Genomic DNA, 25,727 nt, shown 5'->3' with positions numbered 1-25,727 from the left:
GAAGTAACCGTGTGGCGGTTTTCTCTCTCTGAACACTGCTCAAGCGAGCATTTTCTGCCACTCCATACTGGGCGAGTGTGGGGTGACTTGAAATATATATATGCCGTGTGGCGGTTTTCTCTCACTGAGGGTGGTCTAAGCGAGCGTTTTCTGCCACGCTGATCAGTGCGCGTCGAGACCGTTACATGGGTGATGCGTATACTGGCTTCGCCCTCGCGTGGGGCACGTGCGCATGCATATGATGGGCAGATGATGAGAAGGTGTGAGGAGTGAGTAATGGAACGGCCAGAGCCGCGTGAGTCCAAATGGCGTAATGATCATGTGTTTGTGATTCGTCGCATCGTTGTGATGGCTATTATCGTGATAATACTGGCTGCAGCTATCGTATCTACAATCACGTCCGGTCACGCAGTAGAAGCGGCTCGAACAATGCAACAGTCGCAGATTGATCAGCCGCGCAACTCAACTAATGGTAACGCGGCTAGCAATGATAGAGACACGTCTAATACCGCTGACTCATCGTCCAAGAGTGCGTCAACAACCAATTCACAGTCCAACGTATCATCCGACAGCAAGAAACCATCAGATAATAACTCCAACGACACAAACACCGATCCTAAAGCCGCCGATATCGAGAAAACACTAGCTGCAGACAAAACCGCGCAGCCACTCACTGATGCGCAAAAGTCGGCAATCTTCGAGCGTGCGAAACAAACCGCGCAAACAGCAACCGCAGCATCTGGCACCGGTAGTCCGGTCACCTACACGTACTGCCTGCAAACTAAAGGCAACGTGGGTAATGCGACGGCGTTCGCGAATGCTGTATACGCTACGCTCAACGATCCGCAAGGATGGCCGCGCGCTGGTGCGATTTTCGAGCAGATGCCCGAGGATGCGTGCGCATCCGCAGATATGGCAATCATCCTGTCGGAAGCGCAGTATTTACCTACATTTTCCTCGTATTGTTCCGTGCAGTACAGTTGCCGCGTCGGGCAGGAGGTTATCGTCAACGACGACCGCTGGAACGGCGCTGTTGACGCGTGGTTGGACGCGGGCGGCACGCTCAGCCGTTATCGGCAGATGGTCATCAATCATGAGGTCGGCCACCGACTCGGTCACATCGATAACGAAACGACGTGTGCGGGCGCCGGTCAGCGCGCGCCACTTATGCAAGAACAGTCCATGCATCTCGACGGTTGTGTGCCGAACGAGTGGCCGCTCGACAATGAACTGTGGATTGGCTGAGCGACGTGGCGATGTACGAAATGCTCGATATTGCACACGTTGTGGCTGACTTAAGTAATGTGACTGGCGAGGTTGGGACGATTCCTGTAACTGGCACGCCTGATGTGACTGGCACGACAAGGGCAATGAGAACTCCTGTCGTCGGTCGGTTCGCACCCACACCGTCTGGGCGTATGCACTTGGGCAATGTTTATGCGATGCTTGCCGCGTGGTTGTCCGCGCGCGCTGCCGACGGCCGCATTATTTTGCGGATTGAGGATATTGATCAGCCGCGCGTATTGCCAGACGCTGACCGTTGGATTATGGACGATTTGACTTGGTTGGGACTGACATGGGATGGAGAACCGGTATATCAGTCTCAGCGGTTGGACCGGTACGCCGACGCGATTCGCATGTTGAGTACGTTGAGTTCAAGCACGTCGTGTTCACCGAGTGTATCAAGCGCGACTGTCACCGCCGATCATCTCACATTCCGCACAAACGCTATATATCCATGCTTCTGCTCGCGTTCCGATATTCGTGCCGCATCTGCGCCGCAAGAAGGCGACGGCTTCGTGGTCTATCCCGGCACTTGTAGACGACTGTTGCAGCATAATCCTGACGAAACACGCGCACGTCTTGAGCACGGCGATCAGCATTCGCTCCGCTTGTTCGCGCCCAATCGCAACGTGCAATTTACTGATCGTGTGTTCGGCTCACAAACATTCAATCTTGCGCACGACCTTGGTGATACGGTGATTCGTCGCGCGGACGGTATCGTTTCGTATCAGCTTGCGGTGACGGTTGACGATCTTGACATGGGTGTAACTGACGTTGTGCGCGGCCGTGATCTGCTGCGATCAACTGCGTTGCAACTCTACATTCGAGAGCAGCTGATTGCTAGTGGTTGGCTGGCTGATAATAACTGCGACGACAGCGACGACAGTGACGACCGTGACCTCAGTGAGCGCAGTGACAGCACAGTAGCGAGCGCATCTGTTGATGAGGTATCTGATAATGCGTTTGTTGAGGTATCTGCTGCGACGTCAGTCGGTGTGCCATCGTTCGCTCATTTACCGCTTATTGACAACGCTGCTGGCAAGCGTTTGGCTAAGCGTCAACGTTCTCTTGACATGGGTGTGTTGAGAGCGCGAGGTGTGAGTGCGCACCGTGTGATCGGCTACTGCGCGTGGCTGCTTGGGTTACTTGCGCAGCCTGAGCCGTGTGCGGCGCGCGATCTTATCGATCATTTTTCGTGGGAGCGATTGGCTGCGAATAGGAGTGATCGGCGTGTGCCAGATGATCCGTTTGCAGATTTTGTTGGATCGGATGATGCCGGCGCGCATTGACATTACGTCGCGCTGACTGATGGCATGTCGGCGTGAGTATCATAGATACGAATCGACAGCAGGGGAGTGTAGCATGACGGCGTATATGGATCACAAAGATCTTGCGAACGAAACGATTGATTCAGCACGAGTGCAGCAGATTACGGACGGCGTGCGTCGGGTACTTGACACGATCGCGCAAGCTGAGTCTGATGCAGGACGTGACGCGGGGTCTGTGCGGTTGCTTGCTGCTACGAAAACTCGTGATGTTGGCGAGATCATGGCTGCGATTGATGCTGGTGTGCGTATGATCGGTGAGAATAGGCCGCAAGAGGTTGCGGTTAAAGCTGCCGGTTTGCAGCGTTTGTGTGCACAGCGTGGGTTTACGTTGGGTGTGCAGTCTGATGGCAGTCAGACCTCAGCACACGCGCCACGCACGCACATTCCATTTCATCTCATCGGCCAGTTGCAATCAAATAAAATTGGCAAAGTACTGCCGGTTGTTGACACTATCGAATCAGTTGATTCCATTGAACAAGCTGAGAAAATTGCTCGCCGCGCAGTCATGCATGGCATTACTGTTGGCGTACTGCTGGAGGTCAATGAATCGGGTGAAGTATCGAAATCGGGTTGTGATCCGGCGCACGCAATTCTGCTTGCGCAACGTATCGGTTCGCTCGATGGTCTTGATTTGCAAGGTTTGATGACGATTGGTGCGCATGTTGACGATGAAAAAACCATCCGCCGTGGGTTCGCTCACTTACGCAAAACGCGCGATCTTATTCTTGCGGCTGCAACGCCCGGGACTGAGCATTGCTGTGAGCTGTCGATGGGTATGACGCACGATATGGCGCTCGCGATTGAGGAAGGTTCTACGATTGTGCGCGTGGGTACAGCTATTTTTGGCGAGCGTGCGTTTATCTGACTCTGTGATTTGATTGTGCTCGCTAACTGTTTTATCTGATGTATGTTGCAGATGTTGCAGATTGTACTGCACAAGTATTGTACTGCACAAGGATTACCTCATCACGGGGGTAGAATGCCCGCGCTGTGGGCGGTAGACTGTGCGTGGGTTGTCAAATGATGTGGGGAGGCCGTTGATGCGGCAGATGAATCGGCCGTCGCATGGGTTGCATCGGCGGGGTGCACACGGCGCGCGTGGCTCAGTTGAGTATCGTTCGTACGGCGATCAAACGTTTGCTCAAACGATCAACGTGTCGGATGTATCTGATGAGCGTCGTCGTCTCAAGCGCTCGCTGATTCTCATGCGCGTGTTCACGGTACTGTTACTCGTTGCTGCAGTGTGTGTGGCTGGTTTTCCCCTTGCGTTGCAGTATCGCAGTTCGTTAGAGTTGGCGCGCACGTCGCAGCAGTCAGCGGCGCATGTCGAAGGATGGCCGTATCCGCAAGCTGAGAATGCGCTGAAAGCGGCGCATGCGTATAATGCGAAACTTGCGACGTCTGGTCAGCCGATTCTCGGTGAGGCGATTGACCCGTTCTCCTCGCAAGGTGGCGGTTCTCATGCGAAGGGTGAGGATTCGGCGGCGAGTAAAGATAAGGAATATCAGTCGTTACTGGATGCTGGCAACGGGGTTATGGGTACGATTCGTGTGCCGACAGTGTCGATTGAGTTGCCGATTTATCATGGCACGTCTGAGGAGGCGCTTGCGTCCGGCGCTGGACATTTGTATGGTACGAGTTTGCCAGTTGGTGGTGCATCGACGCATGCGGTGATTACTGGTCATCGTGGTTTGGTGGAAGCGTTGATGTTTACTCGGCTTGACGAGGTCAAAACTGGCGATTTCATGTATGTTGAGGTGATGGGGGAGACGATCGGTTATCAGGTTGACCGTATTAGCGTGATTTTGCCGGATGATACGAGCCAGTTAAAGATTGTTCAGGGTGAGGATCGTTTGACGTTGATGACGTGTACACCGTATGGTGTGAACACGCATCGACTGTTGGTCAGCGGTCATCGTGTCAAGATTCCGGTGCCGGCTCCTGAACCGGCAGATGTACATGATGGGCGTACGGATGCGCTGTTATTGGGTGGTGGATTATTGCTGGGCGGCTGGCTCTTGGTGGCGATTGTTTCGCGTATGCGGCATGCGCCGTGGATGGTGATGCGGCACGCCGCGTGGCGTCCGCGTTCGTGAGCTAGCGGTTAATTGCGCGGCGCGTGACGTGTCTGGACTACACTGGTGCGGTATGAGAATTGCACGATTTTCCCTTAATGGAACTCCCCGCTACGCATTCGTCCAGAATGATCCAACTGATCATAAGGATTATTTGATTGAACTGGACGGTTACCCGTTCGGTGCTGGCACGATGCAGCCGACTGGTGAACGGTACGCTATCGATGCTGATGGCGTTCGTCTTCTGGCTCCAGTACTGCCGTCGAAAGTGTATGGTTTAGCGAAAAATTATGAAGCTCACGCTCAGTTCATGCATGAAGCTGGGCATTCCGAGATTGCGCACGCGCCAGAAAACATGGTGATTTTCACCAAGCCATCCACGTCGGTGATTGGCCCAGATGATCCGATTGTTATCCCGCCGGTCAGTCACGACATGAATTTCGAGCCGGAAGTGGCAGTCGTAATCGGCCGTATTGCGAAGAACGTGTCGGTTGATAAAGCTATGGATTATGTGCTCGGCTTCACATGCGTTAACGATGTTACGCTGCGTGATCTGCAAGGCATGGACCCGACGTGGACGCGTGCGAAAGGTTTTGACACTGCTTGCCCGCTCGGCCCGTGGATTGTCGCACGTGACGATCTTGACTGGCGTGACGCGAAAATTTCATTCACGTTGAACGGTGAAGATGTACCAATGGCATCCGGTACGACCGCGAATCTCATCCACGGTATTCCCGAACAGATCGCCGCTATCTCAAGCTTCTCAACACTACTGCCAGGCGATGTCATCATGACTGGAACTCCGAACGCATCCGGTCATCTCGACCCCGGCGACGAAACCATCGTGCACGTCGAGGGCATCGGTGACCTGCGTAACGTTGTCGTACAAGGCTGAGCTGAACAGGTTATTCAAGGGTCATCAGAAGACCATCAGAAGACCATCAAAAGAAAGGTATGCATTATGAGCGCATCTGAGGAAAGCATCGCTGCATTCCGCCATCGCGACGATCTCGCGTCCATCCCGGTTTATCGTCAAGGCAAACCGGCACCGGCCGGCCGTCGCGCGTTCAAACTCTCCAGCAACGAAAATCCATACGGTCCGCTGCCGTCTGTCATCAAGGCCATCGATTCCACTGCGCTGACCACGATGAACCGTTACCCTGACATGCACGGTTGGAAAGTCGTTGAACGACTCGCAGCTAAGTACGATGTCAGCCCGGACTCAATCATTCTTGGCGCTGGCTCGTCTGAAGTCATTACTGAACTCGTCAACGCACTATCCGGCGCTGGTACGGAAGTCATCTTCCCGTGGCGCAGTTTTGAAGCGTATCCGATTATCGTACGCGGTTCCGGCGCAACCCCAGTCGAAGTACCACTGACTGCGGATCTGCGTCACGATATTCCCTCAATGATCAACGCTGTCACAGATCGTACGCGACTGATCATTGTGAACAATCCGAATAATCCGACCGGTACTACGGTGTCGCGCGCCGAAGCTGAACAGTTACTCAATGCAGTGCCCAAGGATGTGGTCGTACTGTTCGACGAAGCGTACTACCAGTTCAACACTGACCCGGACACTGAACTCGGCATGGACTTGTTCCGCCGCTATCCGAACGTGGTCGTAGCGCGCACATTCTCCAAAGCGTACGGTTTAGCTGGTCTGCGTATTGGTTTCGGTATTGGACCGGCGCCAGTGATTGCGGAAATGGGCAAGGTTGCTTTGCCGTTCGCGGTGTCTGACGTGGCACAAACTGCTGCCGTAGCGTCGCTTGATGCGCAGGATGAGTTGGAAGAGCGCGTGCGTGATTTGATCGCAGAACGTGACCGTATTATGACGGCGTTAGCTGAGCAGGGCTGGCATGTGCCGCCGTCGGGTGCGAACTATTTCTGGCTACAGCTGGGCGAGTTGACTGACACGGTTGCTGAAAAACTCACTGAAGCCGGTGTGATCGCGCGCGTATTCAGCGGCGATGGTATCCGTATTTCGATCGGTACGCACGAAGCCAACGATCTTGTGATTGACACCTGCGCGGCGATTATCCACGAACTGCCGGCCGTCGCCGACCAGTGGTCACCGTCGCGCTAAGTCGTCGTCTTTGATGCTATTGCGGCTCCCCTTGACAAAAGGGGAGCCATTTTTTCTATAAAGGTAGTGAAGTCGTTAACGAGCTTCTGGCGCCGGATACTAGCATCGCTCATACGAAAAACGGCGAATATCATCGAGAGCTTGCTGACTTTCATCGAGCCACGTCATGCCGATAGGGTAGACGTGGCCGAGCGTCTCATGGCGGGTAACTTTGCGATCAGACAGTTCAAAATCAGCTCCCTTACGCGACAGTGCTGCAGCAAGGGCAAGCGAGTCAGCTTCGAGAAAATCATCGCTAGACGTGAGAATAAACAACGGTGGCAAATCAACGTTGCTCACGATACTTTCCGCAGTTAAATACGTCGGATCAGCATCTTCAAGTCCAGCGAAAAACTCAGTGCCAAGCATCTGCTCGAGTGAACGTCGTTTGGTGGAATCATATCCGATGCCGCATGTTTTACGACCTTCGTCAGCCGACGCGAGCGAATACACGCCGCACACGAGCGCACCTCCCGCAAACCGCAATCCACTAGCCTGTTCGACACCAAACGCTCGCGCCGCATCCGAACTGCCTTCGATCGCCAACGTGAGCAATGCCAACGCGCCGCCAGCTGAATCGCCAGTAATAAACACTGCGTTCGGATCAACTGGATACTGCGGCAACGCTGATCGCACCCATCGCAAAGCCGCCTGTATATCGTGAAGCTGACCTTTGAGATCAGTTTGTGGTGCAGGTCGATAATTCAGTGAAATAACCGCAAATCCACGCGACGCGAGATGCGTGTTGAAATTGCGGTTAAGCTCCTTATATCCGTACGTGAATCCGCCGCCGTGAACGTCAATGTATACGGGCGTGGTATGGCCGCCTCGTACTGTGGCTTCGTGCGGCAGATAGATGTCGAGCAGATGGCCGCGGCATTGACCGGTTGTACCAATGTCTGTGCCAGTGCGATCGTTGCCTACGTCGGGCAGGTACGCGATATCTTCGATCGCGTCGATGCCGTCGGGATCGTGCCAGTATGCGGAACGTGGCAGGTCGAATTGTGCGGTCTGATAACGATTGTTACGGAATATTTGCGCGCGTTCGGCTGGCAGGTTAGCGAGATCGCCGTCGATTTCGGTCCATGCAGTGAACTGTTCGGCAAGGTTCGGGTCGAATGGTGCTGCTGGATTTTCTGTGGTTACGGGTGTGCTGACAGTTGCATCCGTGTCTGCATTGTGTGGATTAGTAATAGTCGCCATTGTGCCTCCTTTGGTAAGTGGTGTAGTGGCTCCATATTAATGCGCTGCGAACACACGGTGATGGGTATTCGACTATTTGCGCGACTGTGTGCTCAGTGGGCGGGCGCTTCGTGGCGGGGCGTGGCTCAGTAGGTGGGTGTTGTTTGGGCGTCAGCATAGGTCACGCGATGGAATTGCCCCGTTTCAATCCATCGCGTGAGTCTTGTTGTGATATTTCGGCGGAAGTCGCATGGTCCTCCGCCGGAATGTCACGCAAAACTGGTCATTTGTGTGATATTCCGGCGGACATAGCAATATATTCCGCCGGAATATCACATTTTCCGGCTGTTTTTTGTGATATTTCGGCGGAAGTTGCCAAGTCATCCGCCGGAATATCACATTTGGAGCTGTAACTCTTCGGCATATGCCGTAGTTGTATAGAACGAGAGCATCGAAGAGCAAACCTATCTATTGCGTTAATAACTCGTTATCAATCTGAATCAGGACACGGCGAGGTTGTGTTCATCGCGTGAGCTCGCTACAATAATGATCGGTAAATGTGAGCGTTAACAATTCTCCGAAGGGGTGGATGGTGGCGCTCGGGCAAAAGGAGATCGAACGTATGGCAACTAACGACACCGATCAGGTCGCGACCATCGCCGAAAAGATCCGTGCGGGCAAAACTTCGCTCGGTATTGAATTCGGCTCCACGCGTATCAAGGCCGTGCTGATCGACGACACCTATTCCACCATCGCATCGGGCGATTACAGCTGGGCTAGCCACTTGGAAAATGGTCTGTGGAGCTACTCGGTAGATGAAATCTGGAAGGGCTTGCAGACGGCCTACGCCACTATGGCCAACGACGTGCACACTGCATACGGCGAGCAGCTCACCAAGGTTGGACACATCGGCTTCTCAGCAATGATGCACGGCTACCTTGCTTTCGATAAGGATGGCGAACTGCTTGTGCCGTTCCGCACATGGCAGAACACCAACACGCACGAAGCACACGAAAAGCTCTCCGAACTGTTCCAGTACAACATTCCTGAACGCTGGTCCATCGCACATCTCTATCAGGCGGTGCTCAACAAGGAAGAGCACGTCTCCAAGGTGGCCTACTTCACCACGCTCGCTGGATACGTTCACTGGAAGCTCACTGGCGAGAAAGTACTCGGCGTTGGTGATGCATCCGGTATGTTCCCGATCGACCCGACCACGCATACGTACGAAACTGCATTTATCAAGCAGTTCGATGCCCTGCCAGAAGTTGCTGCACAGCCGTGGAAGCTCGAAGATCTGCTGCCGACTCCGCTTGTTGCTGGTACTCCGGCTGGTACGCTCACCGAAGCGGGCGCACTGCTGCTTGACCCGACTGGTACATTGAAGCCCGGCATCACGCTCGCTCCGCCTGAAGGTGACGCTGGAACTGGTATGGTTGCCACCAACTCTGTGCGTGTACGTACAGGTAACGTTTCCGCTGGTACTTCGATCTTCGCAATGGTAGTGCTCGAACACAAGCTCGAGCGTCTGCACCCTGAAGTTGATCTTGTCACCACGCCAGCCGGCGATCTTGCCGGCATGAGCCACGCCAACAACTTCACCTCTGACCTCAACGCGTGGGTTGGTCTGTTCGGCCAGTTCGCTGAAGCGCTCGGTACTCCAGTTGATGCAGGCACACTGTATGGCACGCTGTTCCGCACTGCAATCTCAGACAACGCTGATCGTAACTGCGGTGGCCTCATCAACTATCCGTTCCGTTCTGGTGAGTTCTTAGCTGGACTTGAAGAAGGCCGTCCGCTCTTTGCACGTAACCCTGAAGCTCACATGAACCTTGCGAACTTCATGCGTGCCCAGCTGTTCAGCGCATTCAGCCCGGTCAAGATCGGTATGGACGTGATGACCAAGGATGAGCACGTGCAAATCGACTCGCTCGTCGGTCACGGCGGTATTTTCGCTACGCCGAAGGTTGCGCAGAAGATCCTTGCCGCCGCATTCAATACGCCGATCAAGGTCATGTCCACCGCTTCTGAAGGCGGTGCGTGGGGTATGGCTGTGCTCGCTGACTACCTGTGGCACACTAACGAAGATCGCTCCAACCTCGCCGACTATCTTGACGGTCGCGTGTTCAAAGACGCTGCCTCCGTTACTGAAGTGCCGGATGCACGCGATGTCGTTGGATTCGAGGATTTCTTCGGCCGCTTCACCAAGGGACTGCCGATCGAGCACGCCGCAGTCAAGGCTATTCCGCTCGAAAACTAGTACACGTCAATCATCGTCAACTAATCAATCCGAAAGGAAACCAATATTATGGCCACTCTCGCCGATTACGGTCCTGAAGTTCGCGCCGAAGTCAAGCAGGTGCGCGAAGTAGTTGCCACGCTGCACGAGCAGCTGATCAAGTGGAACCTCGTCGTGTGGACCGCAGGTAACGTGTCCCAGCGTCTGCACACTGCTGATCTCATGGTTATCAAGCCGTCTGGCGTTCGTTACGAGTATCTGACCCCGGGTTCGATGGTCGTGTGCGATCTCGACGGCAACGTCGTTGACGGTACTGAAGCACCGTCTTCCGATACTGCTTCTCACGCATACATTTACCGTCACATGCCGAACGTGTACGGTGTTGTGCACACGCACTCCACCTACGCAACCGCATGGGCTGCGACCGGTCAGAACATTCCGTGCGGCCTGACCATGATGGGCGATGAGTTCGGTGGCCCGGTGCCGGTTGGTCCGTTCCGTCTGATCGGTTCCGAAGCGATCGGTGAAGGCGTTGTTGAGACGCTCAAGAAGTACCCGAAGTCCCCGGCTGTGCTTATGCAGAACCACGGTCCATTCACGATCGGTAAGGATGCTGAAGCTGCCGTCAAGGCTGCCGCTATGACTGAGGAAGTTGCACACACCATGTGGGCAGCTCGTCAGCTCGGCGACATCATCGAGATCCCGCAGGCGGATATCGATAAGCTTAACGATCGCTACCAGAATGTCTACGGCCAGCACTGAGCAAACGGAGCGTCCTCGTCGTTGCTCCTCGGTCGCGGTACTTAGTACCGCTTCCCTCGGTGCGCCTAGAGGCCGCACTCGTTTGCTCACCGCTGGCTCCGTCAGCACTGACGTAAGACCGTTGCGTGGCGGAAAACGCTCGCTGACAATACTGTCAGCGAGCGAAAACCGCCACTAACCAACGTGCGTGGTGGAAAATGCTCGCTGAGCACCGCCTCAGCGAGCATTTTCCACCACGCGGGTGCAGGATGTGACGTGATACCTATGAGTTAGGTCGCGTATCACACAGCGCCACATACATTTTTTCCACAACGAAGTAACAAAGGAGCCAAACATGGCAATGGAAAACCCCTTTGAGGGCAAGGAAATCTGGTTCGGCGTCGGCTCGCAGGACCTGTACGGCGAAGAAGCCCTTCGTCAGGTCGCCGCTCACTCCGCGGAAATGGTCGACTACCTCAACAAGACCGGCAAGATCCCGGCCAAGATCGTCCTCAAGCCGACCCTGAAGTCCTCCGACGGCGTCAAGCAGTTCATGGTCGAAGCTTCCGCCAACCCGAACGTCATCGGCGTCATCACTTGGTGCCACACCTTCTCCCCGGCCAAGATGTGGATTCGCGGTCTCGAAGTACTCACCAAGCCTCTGCTGCAGCTGGCCACCCAGCACCACAAGGAAATCCCGTGGGAGACCATCGACATGGACTTCATGAACCTGAACCAGGCCGCCCACGGCGACCGTGAGTTCGGTTACATCGTCTCCCGTCTCGGCATCAAGCGTAAGATCGTCGTCGGCCACTACACCGATCCGGAAGTTGCTGAGAAAGTTGGCACTTGGGCACGCGCCTGCGCCGGCTGGGACGCATCCAACAACATGAAGGTCATGCGCTGGGGCGACAACATGCGTAACGTTGCCGTCACCGAAGGCGACAAGACCGAAGCTGAGCGCGTGTTCGGCGCCTCCATTAACACGTGGGCTGTTAACGAACTCGTCGCCGCATACGAAGCCGTTAAGGATGATCAGGTCAAGGCCATCATCGAAGACTACAAGGCCAAGTACGACGTTGACCCGGCACTGCTCGACGCCAAGTACGACTCGCTGTACATCGCAGCTAAGGAAGAGGCTGCGATGGTCAACATGATGCGCGAAAACGGCTGCACCGCCGGCGTTGACAACTTCGAAGACCTCGGCGCTCTGCCGCAGCTGCCGGGCGTTGGCCCGCAGCGCTTCCCGTCCGAATACGGTTGGGGCTTCTCTGCTGAAGGCGACTGGAAGACCGCTGTCCTCGTGCGCATCGGCGCCGTCATGGGCTACGGCCTGACCGGTGGCGCTTCCCTCATGGAAGACTACTCCTACAACTTCACCGAAGGCGACGAACTCGACATGGGCTCTCACATGCTCGAAGTCTCCCCGTCCATCGGCACCATCGCCAAGCCGAAGCTCGAAATCCACCCGCTCGGTATCGGTGGCAAGGCTGACCCGGTGCGTCTCGTCTTCTCCGGCGCTCCGAAGAAGGATGCGGTCGTCGTCTCCATGTCCGATGTGCGTGAACGCTTCCGTCTGCTCATGGATGTCGTCGACGTCGTCGAGCCGCAGGGCTCCCTCAAGGAGCTTCCGTGCGCTCGTGCCGTCTGGAAGCCGCAGCCGAACCTCAAGACCGCTGTCCAGTGCTGGATCACCGCCGGCGGTTCTCACCACACCTGCATGACCACTTCCGTCGGTCGTGAGGCTTGGGAAGACTTCGCTCGCATCGCCGGTGTTGAACTCGCCGTCATCGACGAGAACACCAACGCTCGCCAGTTCGAGAAGGAGCTGGAGTTGAGCGAAATGGTCCACCGTCTCGACAACCGTCATTAATGAGATGGCGCGTCCTCGTCGTTGTTCCTCGGTCGACGTACCTTCGTACGCCTTCCCTCGGTACGCCTAGAGGCCGCGCGCATCTCATTAATGACTCCGTCACTGATTGACGGAGCGTATACCGCCTTTCCTCAGGCTCGACGTACTTTCGTACGCCTTCGTCTTCGGACGGCGGTCTCCGCACGCGTCAATCAGCGACGGCAAGCCGTCACCGATTGACGGATTCGTTCCTGCGCTATAGTAGGCCACTCGGTATTACGCCGAGTGGCCTACTTGCGTATATGCCATGCGACCTCATGGTGCGGTGAACCTCCCATGATGCGGTAAATTCCTCATGGTGCGGTAAACCTTCCATGGTGCGGTTTCGCAGAATGGCTTAATTCCAAGGTTTTGACAGATCGAGGCCGATATGAATTACCGCATCATGGGAGAGTTACCGCATCATGGGAGATATCTACCGTTCGGTAGACTGACGCGTATGGCAGTGGCAAAACAGCATACAGTAAACAAGCGCATTCGTAAGACGCCTGAAGAGCGGCGGCGCGAAATCGTTGATGCAGCAGTGCGGCTGATCGGTGAAAAGGGTTATTACGGTACATCGTTGCGTGAAATCGCGCAAGCGGTCGGCATGAGTCAGCCCGGACTGCTTCATTACGCTGGCACCAAAGAAGGATTACTGTCGATGCTTGTCACCGACGCTTACGATGCGAGTGGCACCATCGATGATTTTATAGCAACCGGCCTGCCAGGCAGTGACCCTGATAATCTGTTCTTTCCTGCATACTTGCGCTACCTTGTGCGGCACAATGCGCAACGTGTCGAACTCATGCGCTTATACATGATTCTCGAAACGGAAGCGTTCAGCCCAGATCACCCGTTGCACGAGTATTTCGATGACCGACCAAATCGAACTTGGCACTATTATTCGAGTTATCAGTGGCGGATTCCACCGCAGATGGGGCAGTGGAGCGAGTCAATGAGACCAGTGGTGCGTCAGTGCATTGAGGCAATGGACGGCGTGCAACTGAGATTCATGCGTCGCCCGCCAATCGATCTCGTAGATGAATGGATTATATTCGAGCGTATGATTTTCCCCTCACCCATGTGGGATCGATACCGTTAATTACGACTAGTATCCTGCGCCAGAAGTTCGTTAACCGTACCTATAAACCGGCGTGTCATATCATCCTCGCCATATAATCATTATTATCTAATAACTGTTAGATATAATAATTGTTGGGCTTAATAATACATCGTCACTTTTGATTGACTCTGTACTGACAGATTAAAACGTATCGCAAAGGAGCTGCTGACATGAGCACACAAACCGTGAACCGTTTCCTGTTCGGAGCGGCATATTACGACGAATACATGCCAAAAGACCTCGATCGCATCGACACAGATATGGCAATGATGAATCATGCAGGCATCAACGTCATTCGTATCGCAGAATCGACATGGAGTACGTGCGAACCGCAACCCGGCATCTTTGACTGGTCTCATGTCGACCGTGCGTTAGATAGCGCACATCGTCACGGTATCTCAGTCATCGTCGGCACGCCAACTTACGCGGTGCCAACGTGGCTGGTTCGTATGCACCCGGACGTACTCGCTGTCACGCCGAACGGCCCGGGCAAATACGGTCCTCGGCAAATCATGGACATCGTCAACGGATCATACCGATACTATGCCGAACGCGTCATTCGCAAGCTCATCGCACACGTTGCCAACCATCCGGCTGTTATCGGCTATCAAGTCGATAACGAAACCAAGTATTACGACTGCGTGAGTCCAGACATGCAGGCGCTGTTCGTCAAACATCTGCGCGAGCGATTCCACGACAATCTCGACGAACTTAACGCGCGCTTCGGACTTGACTACTGGTCGAATCGAATTAACGCTTGGGAAGATTTTCCCGACGTCACCAATACGATCAACCAGTCGTTGCGCGGTGCGTTTGACCGGTTCCGCCGTGAACAGGTCAGTGAATTTCTTGCGTGGCAAGCCGATATCGTACGCGAATACGCGCGCGACGATCAATTCATCACACAAAACTTCGACTTCGGCTGGAAAGGTAGCTCATATGGTGTCCAGCCTGCCGTTGACCATTTCAAAGCTGCGCGCACGCTCGACATTGCGGGTTGCGACATCTATCATCCCACGCAAGACGACTTGACGGGTAAAGAAATCGCGTTCGGTGGTGACTTGACTCGCTCGCTCAAGGATGGTGCGAACTATCTGGTGCTTGAAACCGAGGCGCAAGGCAACCACGGATGGCTTCCGTTCCCCGGTCAAATGCGGTTGCAAGCCTACTCTCATCTCGCATCCGGTGCGGATATGGTCGAGTACTGGCATTGGCACTCGATTCACAACTCGTTCGAGACGTATTGGAAAGGTTTGCTGAGCCACGATCTTGAGCCGAACTCGACGTACGAGGAGGCGGGCGTGTTTGGTCGAGAGATTGCGCGTGCGCAGATCAGCGAGCGACTGCTGCACCTGACCAAACATAACAACGTTGCGATTATGGTGTCGAACGAGGCTCTGACTGCGCTTGAGGGGTTCCGTATTGGCAGTGGCACTCGCTGGGGTGGCGGTGCGGACTATAACGACGTCGTGCGTCGTATCTACGACGCACTGTTTGAACTCAACGTAGAATGTGATTTCCTGCCGGATGATGCGTCAGCTGAACGTCTCGCTCGTTACTCGGTGATTGTGACTCCTGCGTTGTATTGTGCGTCTGATGAGACGATTGCGCAGTTGCGTGACTACGTTGCGAATGGTGGACATTTGATCGCAACGTTGCGTTCGTTTGTGTCTGATGAAGAAACAACGGTATGGCATGATCGTGCGCCGCATAACCTCACCGACGTGTTTGGTATGAGTTACAACCAGATCACGCCGCCGAAGGGACATGTACCGGTGGTATTTGGTGCTGACAAGAATGTAGCAGGGGATACGGCGGGGGATAGCACAACCGTACCAGCTGGTTCGTTGTCACTTGCCGGACTGCCAGATGCGCAAGCCGACACGCTGATCGAACTACTCAAGCCGAACGGTGACGCACGGTTTGACGCTGAAACTGCCGATCAGCCGGCGCCTGATACGCATACGCAAGTGCTCGCCCACTACGGTCATTACGCGTGGACTGATTACGCTGCTATCACGCGTCACGCATTCGGTAAGGGTAGTGCTGAGTGGATTGGCACCATACTTGATGCTGATGCGACGCGCGCTGTGTTGCGCGAGGCGCTCGCGAACGCTGACGTTGCTATGCCGTTTGTTTCGTCTGCGGTTGAGTCTGCGACTGAGCCTGCGGTTGAACCACCAGCAGAATCTGCGACGGCGATCAACAAACCCAGCAAACCCGCAGTAGCTCCCGCTGTAATCACGGTCCGTCAAGGTACAAATTCACGCGGCGAGACGGTAACCTACCTGCTTAATTACTCTGCCGAGTCGGTCACGTTCGCAAGTCCGGTTGCCGGTGAAGTCGTTGTAGCTCCGAAGATCATTGCGGTTAACGGATTAATTGATGAGACTGCCACTGCCGAGCTCAATCTTAACGAAGGTGACCGCGTGACCTCAGGTGATGAGCTCACTTTGCCGCGCTGGAATCTCGCTGTGATCGCCAGCTGACACTGAGCTCACAGCGGCTTGTGCTGCTAGCAATCTCACGCCAATGGCAGGGTGAGCAGCACGGTCCATGACTCACCATCTTGTTCGGCGGTGAACTCGCCGCCGAGTGTGCAAGCAGCGTCGCGGCATCGGCGCAATCCGGTGCCGCCGCTGAGCGCATCGGATGCATGCGACGGCGAGTTTTGCATGTTCTCGTGCATGTGCTCTTGCGTTTGCCGAACACCGTTAGATGCAGATAGTGTCGCCAGTCCCGGGGCAAGCGTGATGGCAATACAGTATCCTGCGGCAGGATCGGCATATTTCATCATGTTGCCGACTATTTCACGCAGTGTATCGAGAAGTACTGCTTTGCGATCGGCGGTGCACGCGCATGCCGTCTCGCCATTCACAAGAGACATGCCAGCTAGCCCGTGGGCATGCAGTCGCTCATCATAGTTTGCCGTTGCTGATTGCAGTTCGTTGGCGGTAAGTGTGTCTAGACGATCAGTATTGGTTGCGTGCGTCTGCTGTCGGTTGGGCGACTCGTCTCGTATGGACAGCGAAGATGACGAATTATCTACTGTGACAGTTGGTTCGATGTATGCTGCCGGACGGGATGTACATGGTATGTGCTGAGTTGTGGCATCGCTAGGTTGATCGAGTTGCGTGATCAAAGTGCGCACTTTACGTAGCGATTCTTGTGTGGTCTGCTCGATGAGATTAACGAGTTTCGTATTGGACTGATCATAACTGCTCACTGCTGATCGTAACTGTTGGGTGAGCAGCATAATCGTCGTCAAATCATTTGCAACGGAATGATGCAGTTGCGTTGCCAGCTGCTGATTTGCTAGCCGTCGCAACAGTGCAGCATGTTCTCGCTCCTCGCGCTCACGTTGCTCCTGCCAGCCCATCATCGACCCGAGCCACAAGGCGACAAGCAGGAACGCAGCCGTCGCGCACACTGTAGCAACGACTGACGAATCCCACGGATACAGCCAAATACGCGCCGCTGTCGCACTTTCCGCCGCCACGGATGCCAGTACAGACATCGCCAATGAACGGTATGCCATCACGGTCACGGCCATAAGTACACAAAACAGTATCGATAACGGAGTGGTACTTGGAATTACGCAACGCGCCGCCCATAGTGTGACGATCAGCCAGCCGCCCACGCGTGGCAACAACGCCATCGTCAAGCACCCAATAACCGACAACAATGCGAATAGGATCATGACATCGTTACCATCACCGTTTGAACACATATACGCAGTTTCGATCACTGGTGGCACGCATGAGCACGCTAACAATACGCGCGTGCGACCATTTGCGAATAACGGTCGGTCCTGATTCGCGCTCGCGCTCGCATTCGTATCGTTCGAGCGGAATCTGTTGGAATGATGCTCATCCTGCGATGTGCTGCGACCATCACGACGGTTTCGAGAGAGACGACAATGTGGTGACTGACCTACTGGCAGTAGTCGTGACAGCGTCGACAGTATTGACAGCTTTGGCTTGCCCATAGTTACATCCTTAAATATCGTCGGCACAGGGCGACGGCTTCGTCGCGATCGCGCGCATGCAGTTTTTCTCGTACACGTGCAACTTGTGAGAAAATCGTGCCTTTCGAAATACCGAGTTCAGCGGCGATTTCATCAGTGGATCGTCCGTCTGCATAGCCTCGCATGATTGCAGTTTGTTGTGCAGACAGTGCGAATGATCGTGCTGGCTGAGCTGCAGTGTGTTGAACGGCGGTGGATTGAGGTGGAGTCGACGAAGCAGCGTCGTCTGGTTGGTTCGATGATGACTGATTGTGCGCGTTTGATCCTGCTGATCCTGCCGACACTGCCGTGCGAATCGCAGTAGTAATGGCTGCGATATCATCCTTACTGATGACGGTAGTTGCGCCAGCGCTGATCGCAGCGTTGCGGTAGACATCCGGATCGTACGCAGTCACGCCAATCATCGGCAACGTGGGCGTCCAACGATGTACAGCTTGGCACACGTCAATGCCAGTCATATCAGTCAACGCCATGTCTACCAGCAGCACATTTGGTCGGTCTTCGGCACGAATACACCGCTGAATCGCCGCCGCACCTAACTGCGCGGTCCAGATCACTGTGAATCCAGCGCGCGGCAGCAGCGATGATAACGCCATAAGGGCCATACGGTCATTGTCTACGATCGCGACCGAAACTGATCGATGTTGCGCGTGCTGTGTCATGTTGTTCAGTCTAGACTCGCATGACATCGTGCCAGAACTTCATGTCATGCGGCGCATGTCGCGCAATCGCGCGAGACAATGGAAACACTGTAACGTGAAATCATCGGCGAATCCGCCGGTCGGTAGCCGCTCCGGTACGCAGCACGATGACGAGGAGGTCGTCATGAACAAGTCATTAATGCACAATCACGATACACACGATGCGCAGAGTGTGCCGCGCAATGCGCCCGCAGTGCCGTCCATAACACGCCGACCGACATGGTGGTGGCTGTTGGCTGCATTTCTCGCGTTCGCGATCATTGTTACGGGTGCGTTTGTATGGCAGCGAGAGACGCGCATGACCTCGCAGAAAATCGTCGACGAATTGGTGTCACTTAGCCCGACCATAACGCGCGATGAGCTGGAATCGAAAGGCTACATATACGGTGGCAAAGCGGTATATGGCTGGCAGCTTGTTGACGACGAGGATTTCCCGGTATATCTCAACGCGCGTGGCACGAGTGATCGGATTGCCAAGTTTATGGATGATGTGCGCGCCGGCCGTCAGTCTGTACTGCGGTTAGTGATCGACGGTACTGCGCCGTCTATTCAGCGTACATATGCGAATGCTGAACTGCTTCCGTACGACGGTTCGACGACGAAATTGTCAGTACGTGTACTGTGGTTCGATCCGAATAGTGATGCGGATTGGGCTGAGAAAGACAATGCTAATCAGCCAGCCACGATTCATCATGATGGCAAAGGTCAGATTCGAGAATGGTGGTGGCGTGATGGCGAAATCGTTACTTCTGATAAGCGATTCTCGCGCGGTATCGGACGCGATGATACGAGCGGCAATCAGGCGTACACGCTCAAACATCAGCCAGCTATTCCTGCTGACCCTGATTCGACCGATACTATTATTCTGCGCTACGACGAAAACCTCTACTCAATCGGTTCGTAGCTGATCAGGGTACTGGCCTGCTGTAATCCAGCGTAACTGCGCGCAATAACAACGGGTGCGCGCAGTTATGCTGGATTTTGGCGTGAAAAATAAGCGTAACTGCGCGCAGGTCCCATTATTGCGCGCAGTTACGCTCGATATTCGGATGCTGGTACGCATCCTTACACGTCATCCTCTCGCGTCCCGGCCGAGAAGTACGGTGTGTCGTATGAGTGAGACGATGCATCTTCTGGACCCGGCCCCGTTTGGGCGCATTCTGCCGGCAATGGTCACACCTATGAATTCTGATGGCTCCATCAATTATGATGCTGCGCAGAAACTCGCCAAACAGCTGGTTGCAGACGGTGCAGATGGCATCGTTGTCAACGGTACGACGGGCGAATCACCCACCACGCACATGGATGAGAAAGTAGAGCTTGTTAAAGCCGTTCGTGAGGCTGTTGACGTGCCGATTATTTCCGGCGCTGGCTCGAACGATACGGCACACACCGTGCGCATGGTCGAGCAGACTCAGGAAGCTGGTGCCGACGCCGTACTCGTCGTCGCGCCATACTATTCCCGTCCTTCGCAAGATGGCGTCTTCCAGCACTATAAGGCAGTCAACGAGTCCGCTGACAAACCGATCATCATTTACGATGTGCCCGGCCGTACGGGTCTGCACATTCAGCTGGAAACGTATCGTCGTATGGCTGAACTCGATCATGTGACAGCTGTCAAGGATGCTACCGGTGATATCGCTGGCGCAGTTCGCAAGCGCATGGAAACTGGCTTGACATGGTACTCCGGCGATGACGGACTATTCCTACCGTTCCTGTCGGTCGGTGCAGTCGGTATTATTTCCGTAATCGCACACGCGGCCGCAGGCCCGATGCGCAAGCTCTCGGATGCATTCGACCGCGGCGACATTCGTGAAGCACAGCGTATTGCAGTACAGCTCGCTCCGCTCGTCGAAGCTATGAATGGCAACGGATTCCAAGCAGTCATGGCCAAGGCCGCTCTCAAAGTGCGTGGTGTTCTTGACGACACCACTATGCGCTTGCCGAACGTCGGCCCCGGTCCAGAAGAATTCTGCCGCGCCGAAAATGGCATGCGAGCATCTGGTCTGCTGCACTAAACCGTACCGCGCAATACCCGGAATATGCCGCGCAAACATGCCTCATGCGCACACGCCGGTACGGACGCAACACACACGTCGTTCCCAGCACAGGCGGGAACACCAAGTAATGGAAAACCAACTAGGAAATGGTCACAGAACAAGAACACATTGAACATACCGCGCGCAAGCGCACCACTCAACGCTCTAGCTCAGCTCAACCGCAGAGCGAATCCGAACAGATGGCCGCCGCTCAGGCAGCTGTTGACCTACTCGACGATCTCGACGTAGACGAGCGGAAAGCCACCCGTACTACTCGTTCACATCGAACGAGTAAAACCGCTGATCGCGGCGAACGCACCAGTCGAAACGACTCACGCGACGATCAGTCTGAATCTGCCTCGTCATCTGGCAACACTCGTTCGCGTTCTTCGCGCAATTCCGGTCGTGGCGGCTCACGCTCCAATAATGCTGGCGGTCGTCGCATCGCTCGCAATGGTCAGCCGGCCACTGCTCCTCAGCAGGATGCTGTACTGATTGCTCCGCCGAAGTATCGCAAGGGTTCCTTGCGTATCGTTCCGCTCGGCGGTCTTGGCGAAATCGGCCGCAACATGAACGTCATCGAATACAACGGTCATCTGCTGCTTATCGATTGCGGCGTGCTCTTCCCAGAAGAAGAACAGCCTGGCGTTGATCTCATCCTGCCGGACTTCGACTACATCAAGGATCGTCTTGACAAGGTTGAAGCACTCGTACTCACCCACGGCCACGAAGACCACATCGGCGGCGTACCGTACCTGTTGAAGTTGCGCCCGGATATTCCACTGATCGGCTCCAAGCTCACGCTTGCGTTCGTGGAAGCCAAGTGCAAGGAGCACAATCAGCATCCGACGATGGTTCCGGTTACCGGCCGTGACAAGATGAAGGTTGGCCCGTACCAGCTTGAATTCATCAACGTAACGCATTCGATTCCAGACGCGCTCGCCGTGTATGTTAAGACGCCAGCTGGCACGCTGATTGATACGGGCGATATTAAGCTCGACCAGCTGCCACTCGACCATCGCATCACCGATCTCGTAGAATTCGGCAAGATTGGTGAGCAAGGCGTTGATCTGCTCATGATGGATTCAACGAACGCTGAAGTTCCGGGCTTTGTCAAGCCGGAAACTTCAATCGGACCGGCTCTCGACCAAGCGTTCGCACAGGCCAGCCGTAAGATTATCGTTGCGAGCTTCTCTAGCCACGTTCACCGTGTGCAGCAGGTTGTTGATACTGCGCACAAGTACGGTCGTAAAGTGGTGTTTGTCGGCCGCTCAATGGTGCGTAACATGTCGATTGCCGCCGATCTTGGCTACCTGCATCTGCCAGAAGATACGGTTATCGATTTGAAGCAGGCACACGATGTGCAAGACGACAAGATCGTCTACATGTGCACTGGCTCGCAAGGTGAACCGATGGCCGCGCTCGGCCGTATCGCAGACGGTAACCACCGCGATATCACGATCAACGAGTTCGACACGGTTATTCTCGCCAGCTCGCTCATTCCGGGCAACGAGCACGAAGTGTATAAGGTTATCAACAAGCTCGTGCAGCTTGGCGCGCGCGTGGTCAACCGTGATAACGCGGCAGTTCACGTCTCTGGTCACTGCAATGAGGGCGAACTGCTGTACATGTACAACATTGTTAAGCCGAAGTGCGCGATGCCAATCCACGGTGAGAACCGCCATCTGGTTGCGAACGGCCTGATCGCAGTGAAGACTGGCGTGGACCCGGATAATGTTGTGCTTGCTGAAGACGGTGACGTGGTTGATCTGTACCACGGTAAAGCTGCGGTTGTTGGCTCGGTGCCGTGCGGCTACGTGTATGTTGACGGTGATTCGATCGGTGAACTGACTGACGAAGAGCTTGAAAAGCGTCGTATTCTCGGCACTGAAGGTTTCGTGTCGAGCTTCGTGGTCGTCGATACAGACAATCGTGAGGTTGTGTCCGGTCCGAAGATCTTCCTCAACGCAGTTGCTGAAGACGAAAGCGAATTCGATCGTGTCCGTCATCAGATCGTGGAACAGCTTAACGATGCGATGATGACTGGCACTCGTGACACGTACAAGTTGCAGCAGATCATGCGTCGTACGCTCGGCGGATGGGTTGCGCGTCAATTGCACCGCAAGCCAATGATCGTGCCGGTTGTGGCTGATATTGCCACCGACGTGATCGAACAGTGATCATCTTTTGCGGCTCCTTTTGCTAGGGGAGCCAAGTAGCTGCTAAGGGGTAGTCAGAAGGTCAAGCTTCTTGACTGCCCCTTAGCCGTGCTGTGCACAACGGCTTGCCGGCAAGGCAAGCCAACATACAATTCCACAAGGAGAACATATGTCAGGAGCAAATCTCACCCGCGTTGAAGCTGAGGAGCGAGCAGGAATCGTCCTCAAGCCAATTCATTACGCGGTCCATCTTGATCTGACCGTCGGTGCGAAAACGTTCGGTTCGACCGCGACTATCACCTTTGACGCGAAACCGGGCGCATCCACATTCCTTGATCTGATCGCAGACGAAGTGAGCGAAATTACGCTTAACGGTCGCTCGCTCGACCCAGCCACCGCGTACGCTGATAGCCGCATTGCGTTAACTGATCTTGCCGAGCATAATGAGGTCACAGTCAAGGCATTGTGCCGCTATTCCAACACGGGTGAAGGCTTGCACCGTTCTGTTGACCCGTCTGACGGCAATGTCTACTTGTACTCCCAGTTTGAAGTGCCGGATGCTCGCCGCGTCTACGCCGTGTTCGATCAGCCCGATCTCAAGGCCACATTCGACTTCTCCGTGCTCGCCGCATCCAGCTGGATCGTCACCTCGAACATGCCAGTCAAGTCGGTCACTGCCAGCGAACAAACCACTGAAGAAGGTACGCTTGGCGATCACGCAGCAGAAACCACTAAGGAATGGGTTTTTGAAACCACGCCGACTATGAGCTCCTATCTGACTGCGATCTGCGCTGGCCCGTATGCCGAATGGCACACTGCCTACCGCAACGAGGACGGCCGTGTCGTGCCGATGGCCCAGTATTGCCGTCAATCGCTCGCCGCAGCGTTCGCCAAGGATGTTGACTACCTGTTCGACATCACCAAGAAGGGCTTCGCATTCTACGACAAGACGTGGGGCGTGCCCTACCCGTACGCCAAGTTTGATCAGATCTACGTGCCCGAATACAACGCGGGCGCGATGGAAAACATCGGTATGGTCACCATCCGCGACTCCTACGTATTCGATTCCAAGGTCACCGATGCGCTCGCCGAACGCCGTGTCGTGACCGTTCTGCATGAGCTGGCTCACATGTGGTTCGGCGATTATGTGACAATGAAGTGGTGGAATGACCTGTGGCTCAACGAATCCTTCGCCGAGTTCACGTCCACGCTCGCCACCGCCGAGGCCACCGAATGGCACGACGCATGGGCTACGTTCTGCTCCGGTGAGAAGAGCTGGGCGCTGCGTCAAGACCAGCTGTCGACCACACATCCGATCGTCGCGCCGATCAACGATCTCAACGACACGTATGTCAACTTCGATGGCATCACGTATGCAAAGGGCGCTTCCGTGTTGAAGCAACTCGTGTTCTACGTGGGCCGCGAGAAGTTCTTCAAGGGCATCAACGCGTACCTCAACAAGCACGCGTACGCGAACGCCACGCTTGCTGACTTGCTGCATGAGCTCGAACTGACCTCCGGCCGCGATTTGAAGGCGTGGAGCGCTCAGTGGCTTGAACAGTCCGGCATCAACACGATCGCCACTGACGTGTCTGTTGCGGACGACGGTACGATCACATCACTCACACTCAAGCAGTCTGCGCCGATCGATTACCCAGTGTTGCGTTCGCACCGACTTGCTGTCGGCTTCTACAACGAGGACACGGCCACCGGCAAGATCGTGCGCACCGATCGCTTCGAGCTTGACGTTGACGGTGAGACAACCGTGGTGAGCGAGGCTGCTGGAAAGCCTCGTCCAGCGTTGATTCTCGTAAACGATGACGATCTGACCTACACCAAGCTGCGCTTCGATCAGTCCTCGCTTGAGTTTGCGCTCGCGAACCTGCACCGTTTCGACGATGCGCTCGCTCGCGCGGTCATCTGGCTTGCTCTGTGGGATATGACGCGCGATGGTGAGCTGGCTGCTGAACAGTTTGTCAATACGACGCTGCGACTGCTGGCGAACGAAACTGAGTCGACGACGTTCCGTTACGCGCTCGCTTGCATGAGCACGGCCGCATGGCATTACACGGCACCGGCACGTCGTGCTGAAGTGATCGAGCATGTGGCTGCTGAACTGTGGAAGCTCGCGTCCGCGGCTCCTGCTGGCTCTGATCAGCAGTTCCAGCTTGCCACCGCTTACCTCGGATACGGTGAGGAAGGCGATGATGCGTTCGCTGCTAACGCGCGCGGTTTACTCGATGGCACGGTCAAGCTGGAAGGTCTTGACATCGACAACAACTTCACGTGGACGCTGGTCAACGCACTCGCTTCAGTGAACGTGTTCAACGAAGCCGATATTGATGCGCAGCTTGCCAAGCGTGACACGACTGAAAACCGCGAGTTCGCTTACGGTGCGCGCGCAGTGCGTGGCACGGCAGACGCGAAGGCATGGGCATGGGATCAGGCGCTTCACAACGACGAGCTGACGAACTCTCAGCTTGAGGCTGTGGCTCGTGGATTCGCCGCTACGCCGCGCGCTGATTTGGCTCAGCCATATGCTGAACAGTATTTCGAGACGGTGGACTGGGTGTGGGAGAACAAGACCTTCCACATGGCTGAAGCCTTACTTGAAGGTTTGTACCCGGCTTACGCGGACCCGGCTACGCTGGTTGAACTCGGTAACGAGTGGCTCGCCAGCCATGAGACGGCCGACAATGCGCTTCAGCGCATCATTCGCGGCAACGTCGAGTCTTCGCAGCGCACGCTCAAGGTTCGTGACTTCAATGCGGCTCTGTAAAACCAGATAGTATCCTGACCGGTCTGAA

General features: G+C 55.1%; 17 protein-coding genes and 1 pseudogene. 15 read left to right on the top strand and 3 right to left on the bottom strand.

Annotated elements, in window-relative coordinates; all coding sequences use genetic code 11:
- The first annotated feature begins 276 nt into the window (after nt 1-276).
- The 6 genes from BHAP_RS04765 (at nt 277) to hisC (ending at nt 6,776) form a co-directional block, all read left to right on the top strand.
- On the top strand, nt 277-1,245 hold the full coding sequence (locus BHAP_RS04765; RefSeq protein ID WP_244569301.1) for a DUF3152 domain-containing protein: 969 nt from the start codon (nt 277-279) through the stop codon (nt 1,243-1,245).
- Nucleotides 1,246-1,370: 125 nt separating this feature from the next.
- Entirely contained in the window at nt 1,371-2,573 is a 1,203-nt protein-coding gene (locus BHAP_RS04760) for a glutamyl-Q tRNA(Asp) synthetase (RefSeq protein ID WP_094729683.1), read from the top strand.
- A gap of 73 nt (nt 2,574-2,646) precedes the next feature.
- A complete protein-coding gene (locus BHAP_RS04755) occupies nt 2,647-3,477 on the top strand; it encodes a YggS family pyridoxal phosphate-dependent enzyme (protein ID WP_094729606.1) in 831 nt (276 codons plus the stop codon).
- Nucleotides 3,478-3,652: 175 nt separating this feature from the next.
- Nucleotides 3,653-4,708, top strand: a complete 1,056-nt coding sequence (locus BHAP_RS04750) for a class C sortase (protein ID WP_169713167.1) — start codon at nt 3,653-3,655, stop codon at nt 4,706-4,708.
- Between the two features lie 52 nt (nt 4,709-4,760).
- Nucleotides 4,761-5,582, top strand: a complete 822-nt coding sequence (locus BHAP_RS04745; protein WP_094729605.1) for a fumarylacetoacetate hydrolase family protein — start codon at nt 4,761-4,763, stop codon at nt 5,580-5,582.
- Between the two features lie 66 nt (nt 5,583-5,648).
- Complete coding sequence (gene hisC, locus BHAP_RS04740) at nt 5,649-6,776, top strand: histidinol-phosphate transaminase (protein ID WP_094729604.1); 1,128 nt, start codon at nt 5,649-5,651, stop codon at nt 6,774-6,776.
- A 99-nt stretch (nt 6,777-6,875) separates the two neighbouring features.
- On the opposite strand, the gene BHAP_RS04735 is transcribed toward hisC, so the two are convergent.
- A complete protein-coding gene (locus tag BHAP_RS04735) occupies nt 6,876-8,018 on the bottom strand; it encodes an alpha/beta hydrolase (protein ID WP_094729603.1) in 1,143 nt (380 codons plus the stop codon).
- Nucleotides 8,019-8,619: 601 nt separating this feature from the next.
- Between BHAP_RS04735 and BHAP_RS04730 the strand changes: the two genes are divergently transcribed.
- The 5 genes from BHAP_RS04730 to BHAP_RS04710 all read left to right on the top strand — a co-directional run bounded on the left by BHAP_RS04730 (nt 8,620) and on the right by BHAP_RS04710 (nt 16,483).
- Complete coding sequence (locus BHAP_RS04730; protein ID WP_094729681.1) at nt 8,620-10,257, top strand: xylulokinase; 1,638 nt, start codon at nt 8,620-8,622, stop codon at nt 10,255-10,257.
- Between the two features lie 48 nt (nt 10,258-10,305).
- Nucleotides 10,306-10,998, top strand: coding sequence for an L-ribulose-5-phosphate 4-epimerase (locus tag BHAP_RS04725; RefSeq protein ID WP_094729602.1), 693 nt, complete (start codon nt 10,306-10,308; stop codon nt 10,996-10,998).
- Nucleotides 10,999-11,332: 334 nt separating this feature from the next.
- Nucleotides 11,333-12,850 (top strand): L-arabinose isomerase, encoded by a 1,518-nt coding sequence (gene araA / locus BHAP_RS04720; protein ID WP_094729601.1) that lies wholly within the window; start codon nt 11,333-11,335, stop codon nt 12,848-12,850.
- 478 nt (nt 12,851-13,328) lie between these two features.
- Nucleotides 13,329-13,973 carry a TetR/AcrR family transcriptional regulator gene (locus BHAP_RS04715; RefSeq protein ID WP_094729680.1) on the top strand — a complete coding sequence of 215 codons (645 nt, stop codon included), beginning with the start codon at nt 13,329-13,331 and terminating at the stop codon, nt 13,971-13,973.
- 191 nt (nt 13,974-14,164) lie between these two features.
- Nucleotides 14,165-16,483 carry a beta-galactosidase gene (locus BHAP_RS04710; RefSeq protein ID WP_094729600.1) on the top strand — a complete coding sequence of 773 codons (2,319 nt, stop codon included), beginning with the start codon at nt 14,165-14,167 and terminating at the stop codon, nt 16,481-16,483.
- Between the two features lie 35 nt (nt 16,484-16,518).
- On the opposite strand, the gene BHAP_RS04705 is transcribed toward BHAP_RS04710, so the two are convergent.
- Together BHAP_RS04705 and BHAP_RS04700 are read right to left on the bottom strand one after the other, a co-directional pair.
- Entirely contained in the window at nt 16,519-17,982 is a 1,464-nt protein-coding gene (locus tag BHAP_RS04705) for a hypothetical protein (RefSeq protein ID WP_094729599.1), read from the bottom strand.
- 2 nt (nt 17,983-17,984) lie between these two features.
- Nucleotides 17,985-18,683: a response regulator transcription factor gene (locus BHAP_RS04700; protein WP_158216434.1), complete on the bottom strand. Its 699-nt coding sequence runs from the start codon at nt 18,681-18,683 to the stop codon at nt 17,985-17,987.
- A 163-nt stretch (nt 18,684-18,846) separates the two neighbouring features.
- Between BHAP_RS04700 and BHAP_RS04695 the strand changes: the two genes are divergently transcribed.
- The 4 genes and pseudogenes from BHAP_RS04695 to pepN all read left to right on the top strand — a co-directional run bounded on the left by BHAP_RS04695 (nt 18,847) and on the right by pepN (nt 25,699).
- Nucleotides 18,847-19,626, top strand: coding sequence for a hypothetical protein (locus tag BHAP_RS04695; protein ID WP_143248738.1), 780 nt, complete (start codon nt 18,847-18,849; stop codon nt 19,624-19,626).
- A 220-nt stretch (nt 19,627-19,846) separates the two neighbouring features.
- On the top strand, nt 19,847-20,740 hold the full coding sequence (gene dapA, locus BHAP_RS04690) for a 4-hydroxy-tetrahydrodipicolinate synthase (protein ID WP_420807711.1): 894 nt from the start codon (nt 19,847-19,849) through the stop codon (nt 20,738-20,740).
- A gap of 503 nt (nt 20,741-21,243) precedes the next feature.
- Nucleotides 21,244-22,941 (top strand): annotated as a pseudogene (locus BHAP_RS04685) (ribonuclease J); the annotation flags it as partial.
- A gap of 148 nt (nt 22,942-23,089) precedes the next feature.
- Nucleotides 23,090-25,699: an aminopeptidase N gene (gene pepN, locus BHAP_RS04680; protein WP_094729595.1), complete on the top strand. Its 2,610-nt coding sequence runs from the start codon at nt 23,090-23,092 to the stop codon at nt 25,697-25,699.
- Nucleotides 25,700-25,727 lie beyond the last annotated feature (28 nt).

The organism is Bifidobacterium hapali, from assembly GCF_002259755.1.
Lineage (GTDB): Bacteria > Actinomycetota > Actinomycetes > Actinomycetales > Bifidobacteriaceae > Bifidobacterium > Bifidobacterium hapali.
This window is presented reverse-complemented; position numbering and strand designations above follow the sequence as displayed.

What these genes read in the sequence shown, in the direction of transcription:
- BHAP_RS04765 (WP_244569301.1), top strand. Translation starts at nt 277, where the DNA reads ATGGAACGGCCAGAGCCGCGTGAGTCCAAATGGCGTAATGATCATGTG.
- hisC (WP_094729604.1), top strand. Translation starts at nt 5,649, where the DNA reads ATGAGCGCATCTGAGGAAAGCATCGCTGCATTCCGCCATCGCGACGAT.
- BHAP_RS04745 (WP_094729605.1), top strand. Translation starts at nt 4,761, where the DNA reads ATGAGAATTGCACGATTTTCCCTTAATGGAACTCCCCGCTACGCATTC.
- BHAP_RS04735 (WP_094729603.1), bottom strand. Translation starts at nt 8,018, where the DNA reads ATGGCGACTATTACTAATCCACACAATGCAGACACGGATGCAACTGTC.
- BHAP_RS04715 (WP_094729680.1), top strand. Translation starts at nt 13,329, where the DNA reads ATGGCAGTGGCAAAACAGCATACAGTAAACAAGCGCATTCGTAAGACG.
- BHAP_RS04710 (WP_094729600.1), top strand. Translation starts at nt 14,165, where the DNA reads ATGAGCACACAAACCGTGAACCGTTTCCTGTTCGGAGCGGCATATTAC.
- BHAP_RS04750 (WP_169713167.1), top strand. Translation starts at nt 3,653, where the DNA reads ATGCGGCAGATGAATCGGCCGTCGCATGGGTTGCATCGGCGGGGTGCA.
- BHAP_RS04695 (WP_143248738.1), top strand. Translation starts at nt 18,847, where the DNA reads ATGAACAAGTCATTAATGCACAATCACGATACACACGATGCGCAGAGT.
- dapA (WP_420807711.1), top strand. Translation starts at nt 19,847, where the DNA reads ATGCATCTTCTGGACCCGGCCCCGTTTGGGCGCATTCTGCCGGCAATG.
- pepN (WP_094729595.1), top strand. Translation starts at nt 23,090, where the DNA reads ATGTCAGGAGCAAATCTCACCCGCGTTGAAGCTGAGGAGCGAGCAGGA.
- BHAP_RS04730 (WP_094729681.1), top strand. Translation starts at nt 8,620, where the DNA reads ATGGCAACTAACGACACCGATCAGGTCGCGACCATCGCCGAAAAGATC.
- BHAP_RS04700 (WP_158216434.1), bottom strand. Translation starts at nt 18,683, where the DNA reads ATGACACAGCACGCGCAACATCGATCAGTTTCGGTCGCGATCGTAGAC.
- BHAP_RS04755 (WP_094729606.1), top strand. Translation starts at nt 2,647, where the DNA reads ATGACGGCGTATATGGATCACAAAGATCTTGCGAACGAAACGATTGAT.
- BHAP_RS04705 (WP_094729599.1), bottom strand. Translation starts at nt 17,982, where the DNA reads ATGGGCAAGCCAAAGCTGTCAATACTGTCGACGCTGTCACGACTACTG.
- BHAP_RS04760 (WP_094729683.1), top strand. Translation starts at nt 1,371, where the DNA reads ATGAGAACTCCTGTCGTCGGTCGGTTCGCACCCACACCGTCTGGGCGT.
- araA (WP_094729601.1), top strand. Translation starts at nt 11,333, where the DNA reads ATGGCAATGGAAAACCCCTTTGAGGGCAAGGAAATCTGGTTCGGCGTC.
- BHAP_RS04725 (WP_094729602.1), top strand. Translation starts at nt 10,306, where the DNA reads ATGGCCACTCTCGCCGATTACGGTCCTGAAGTTCGCGCCGAAGTCAAG.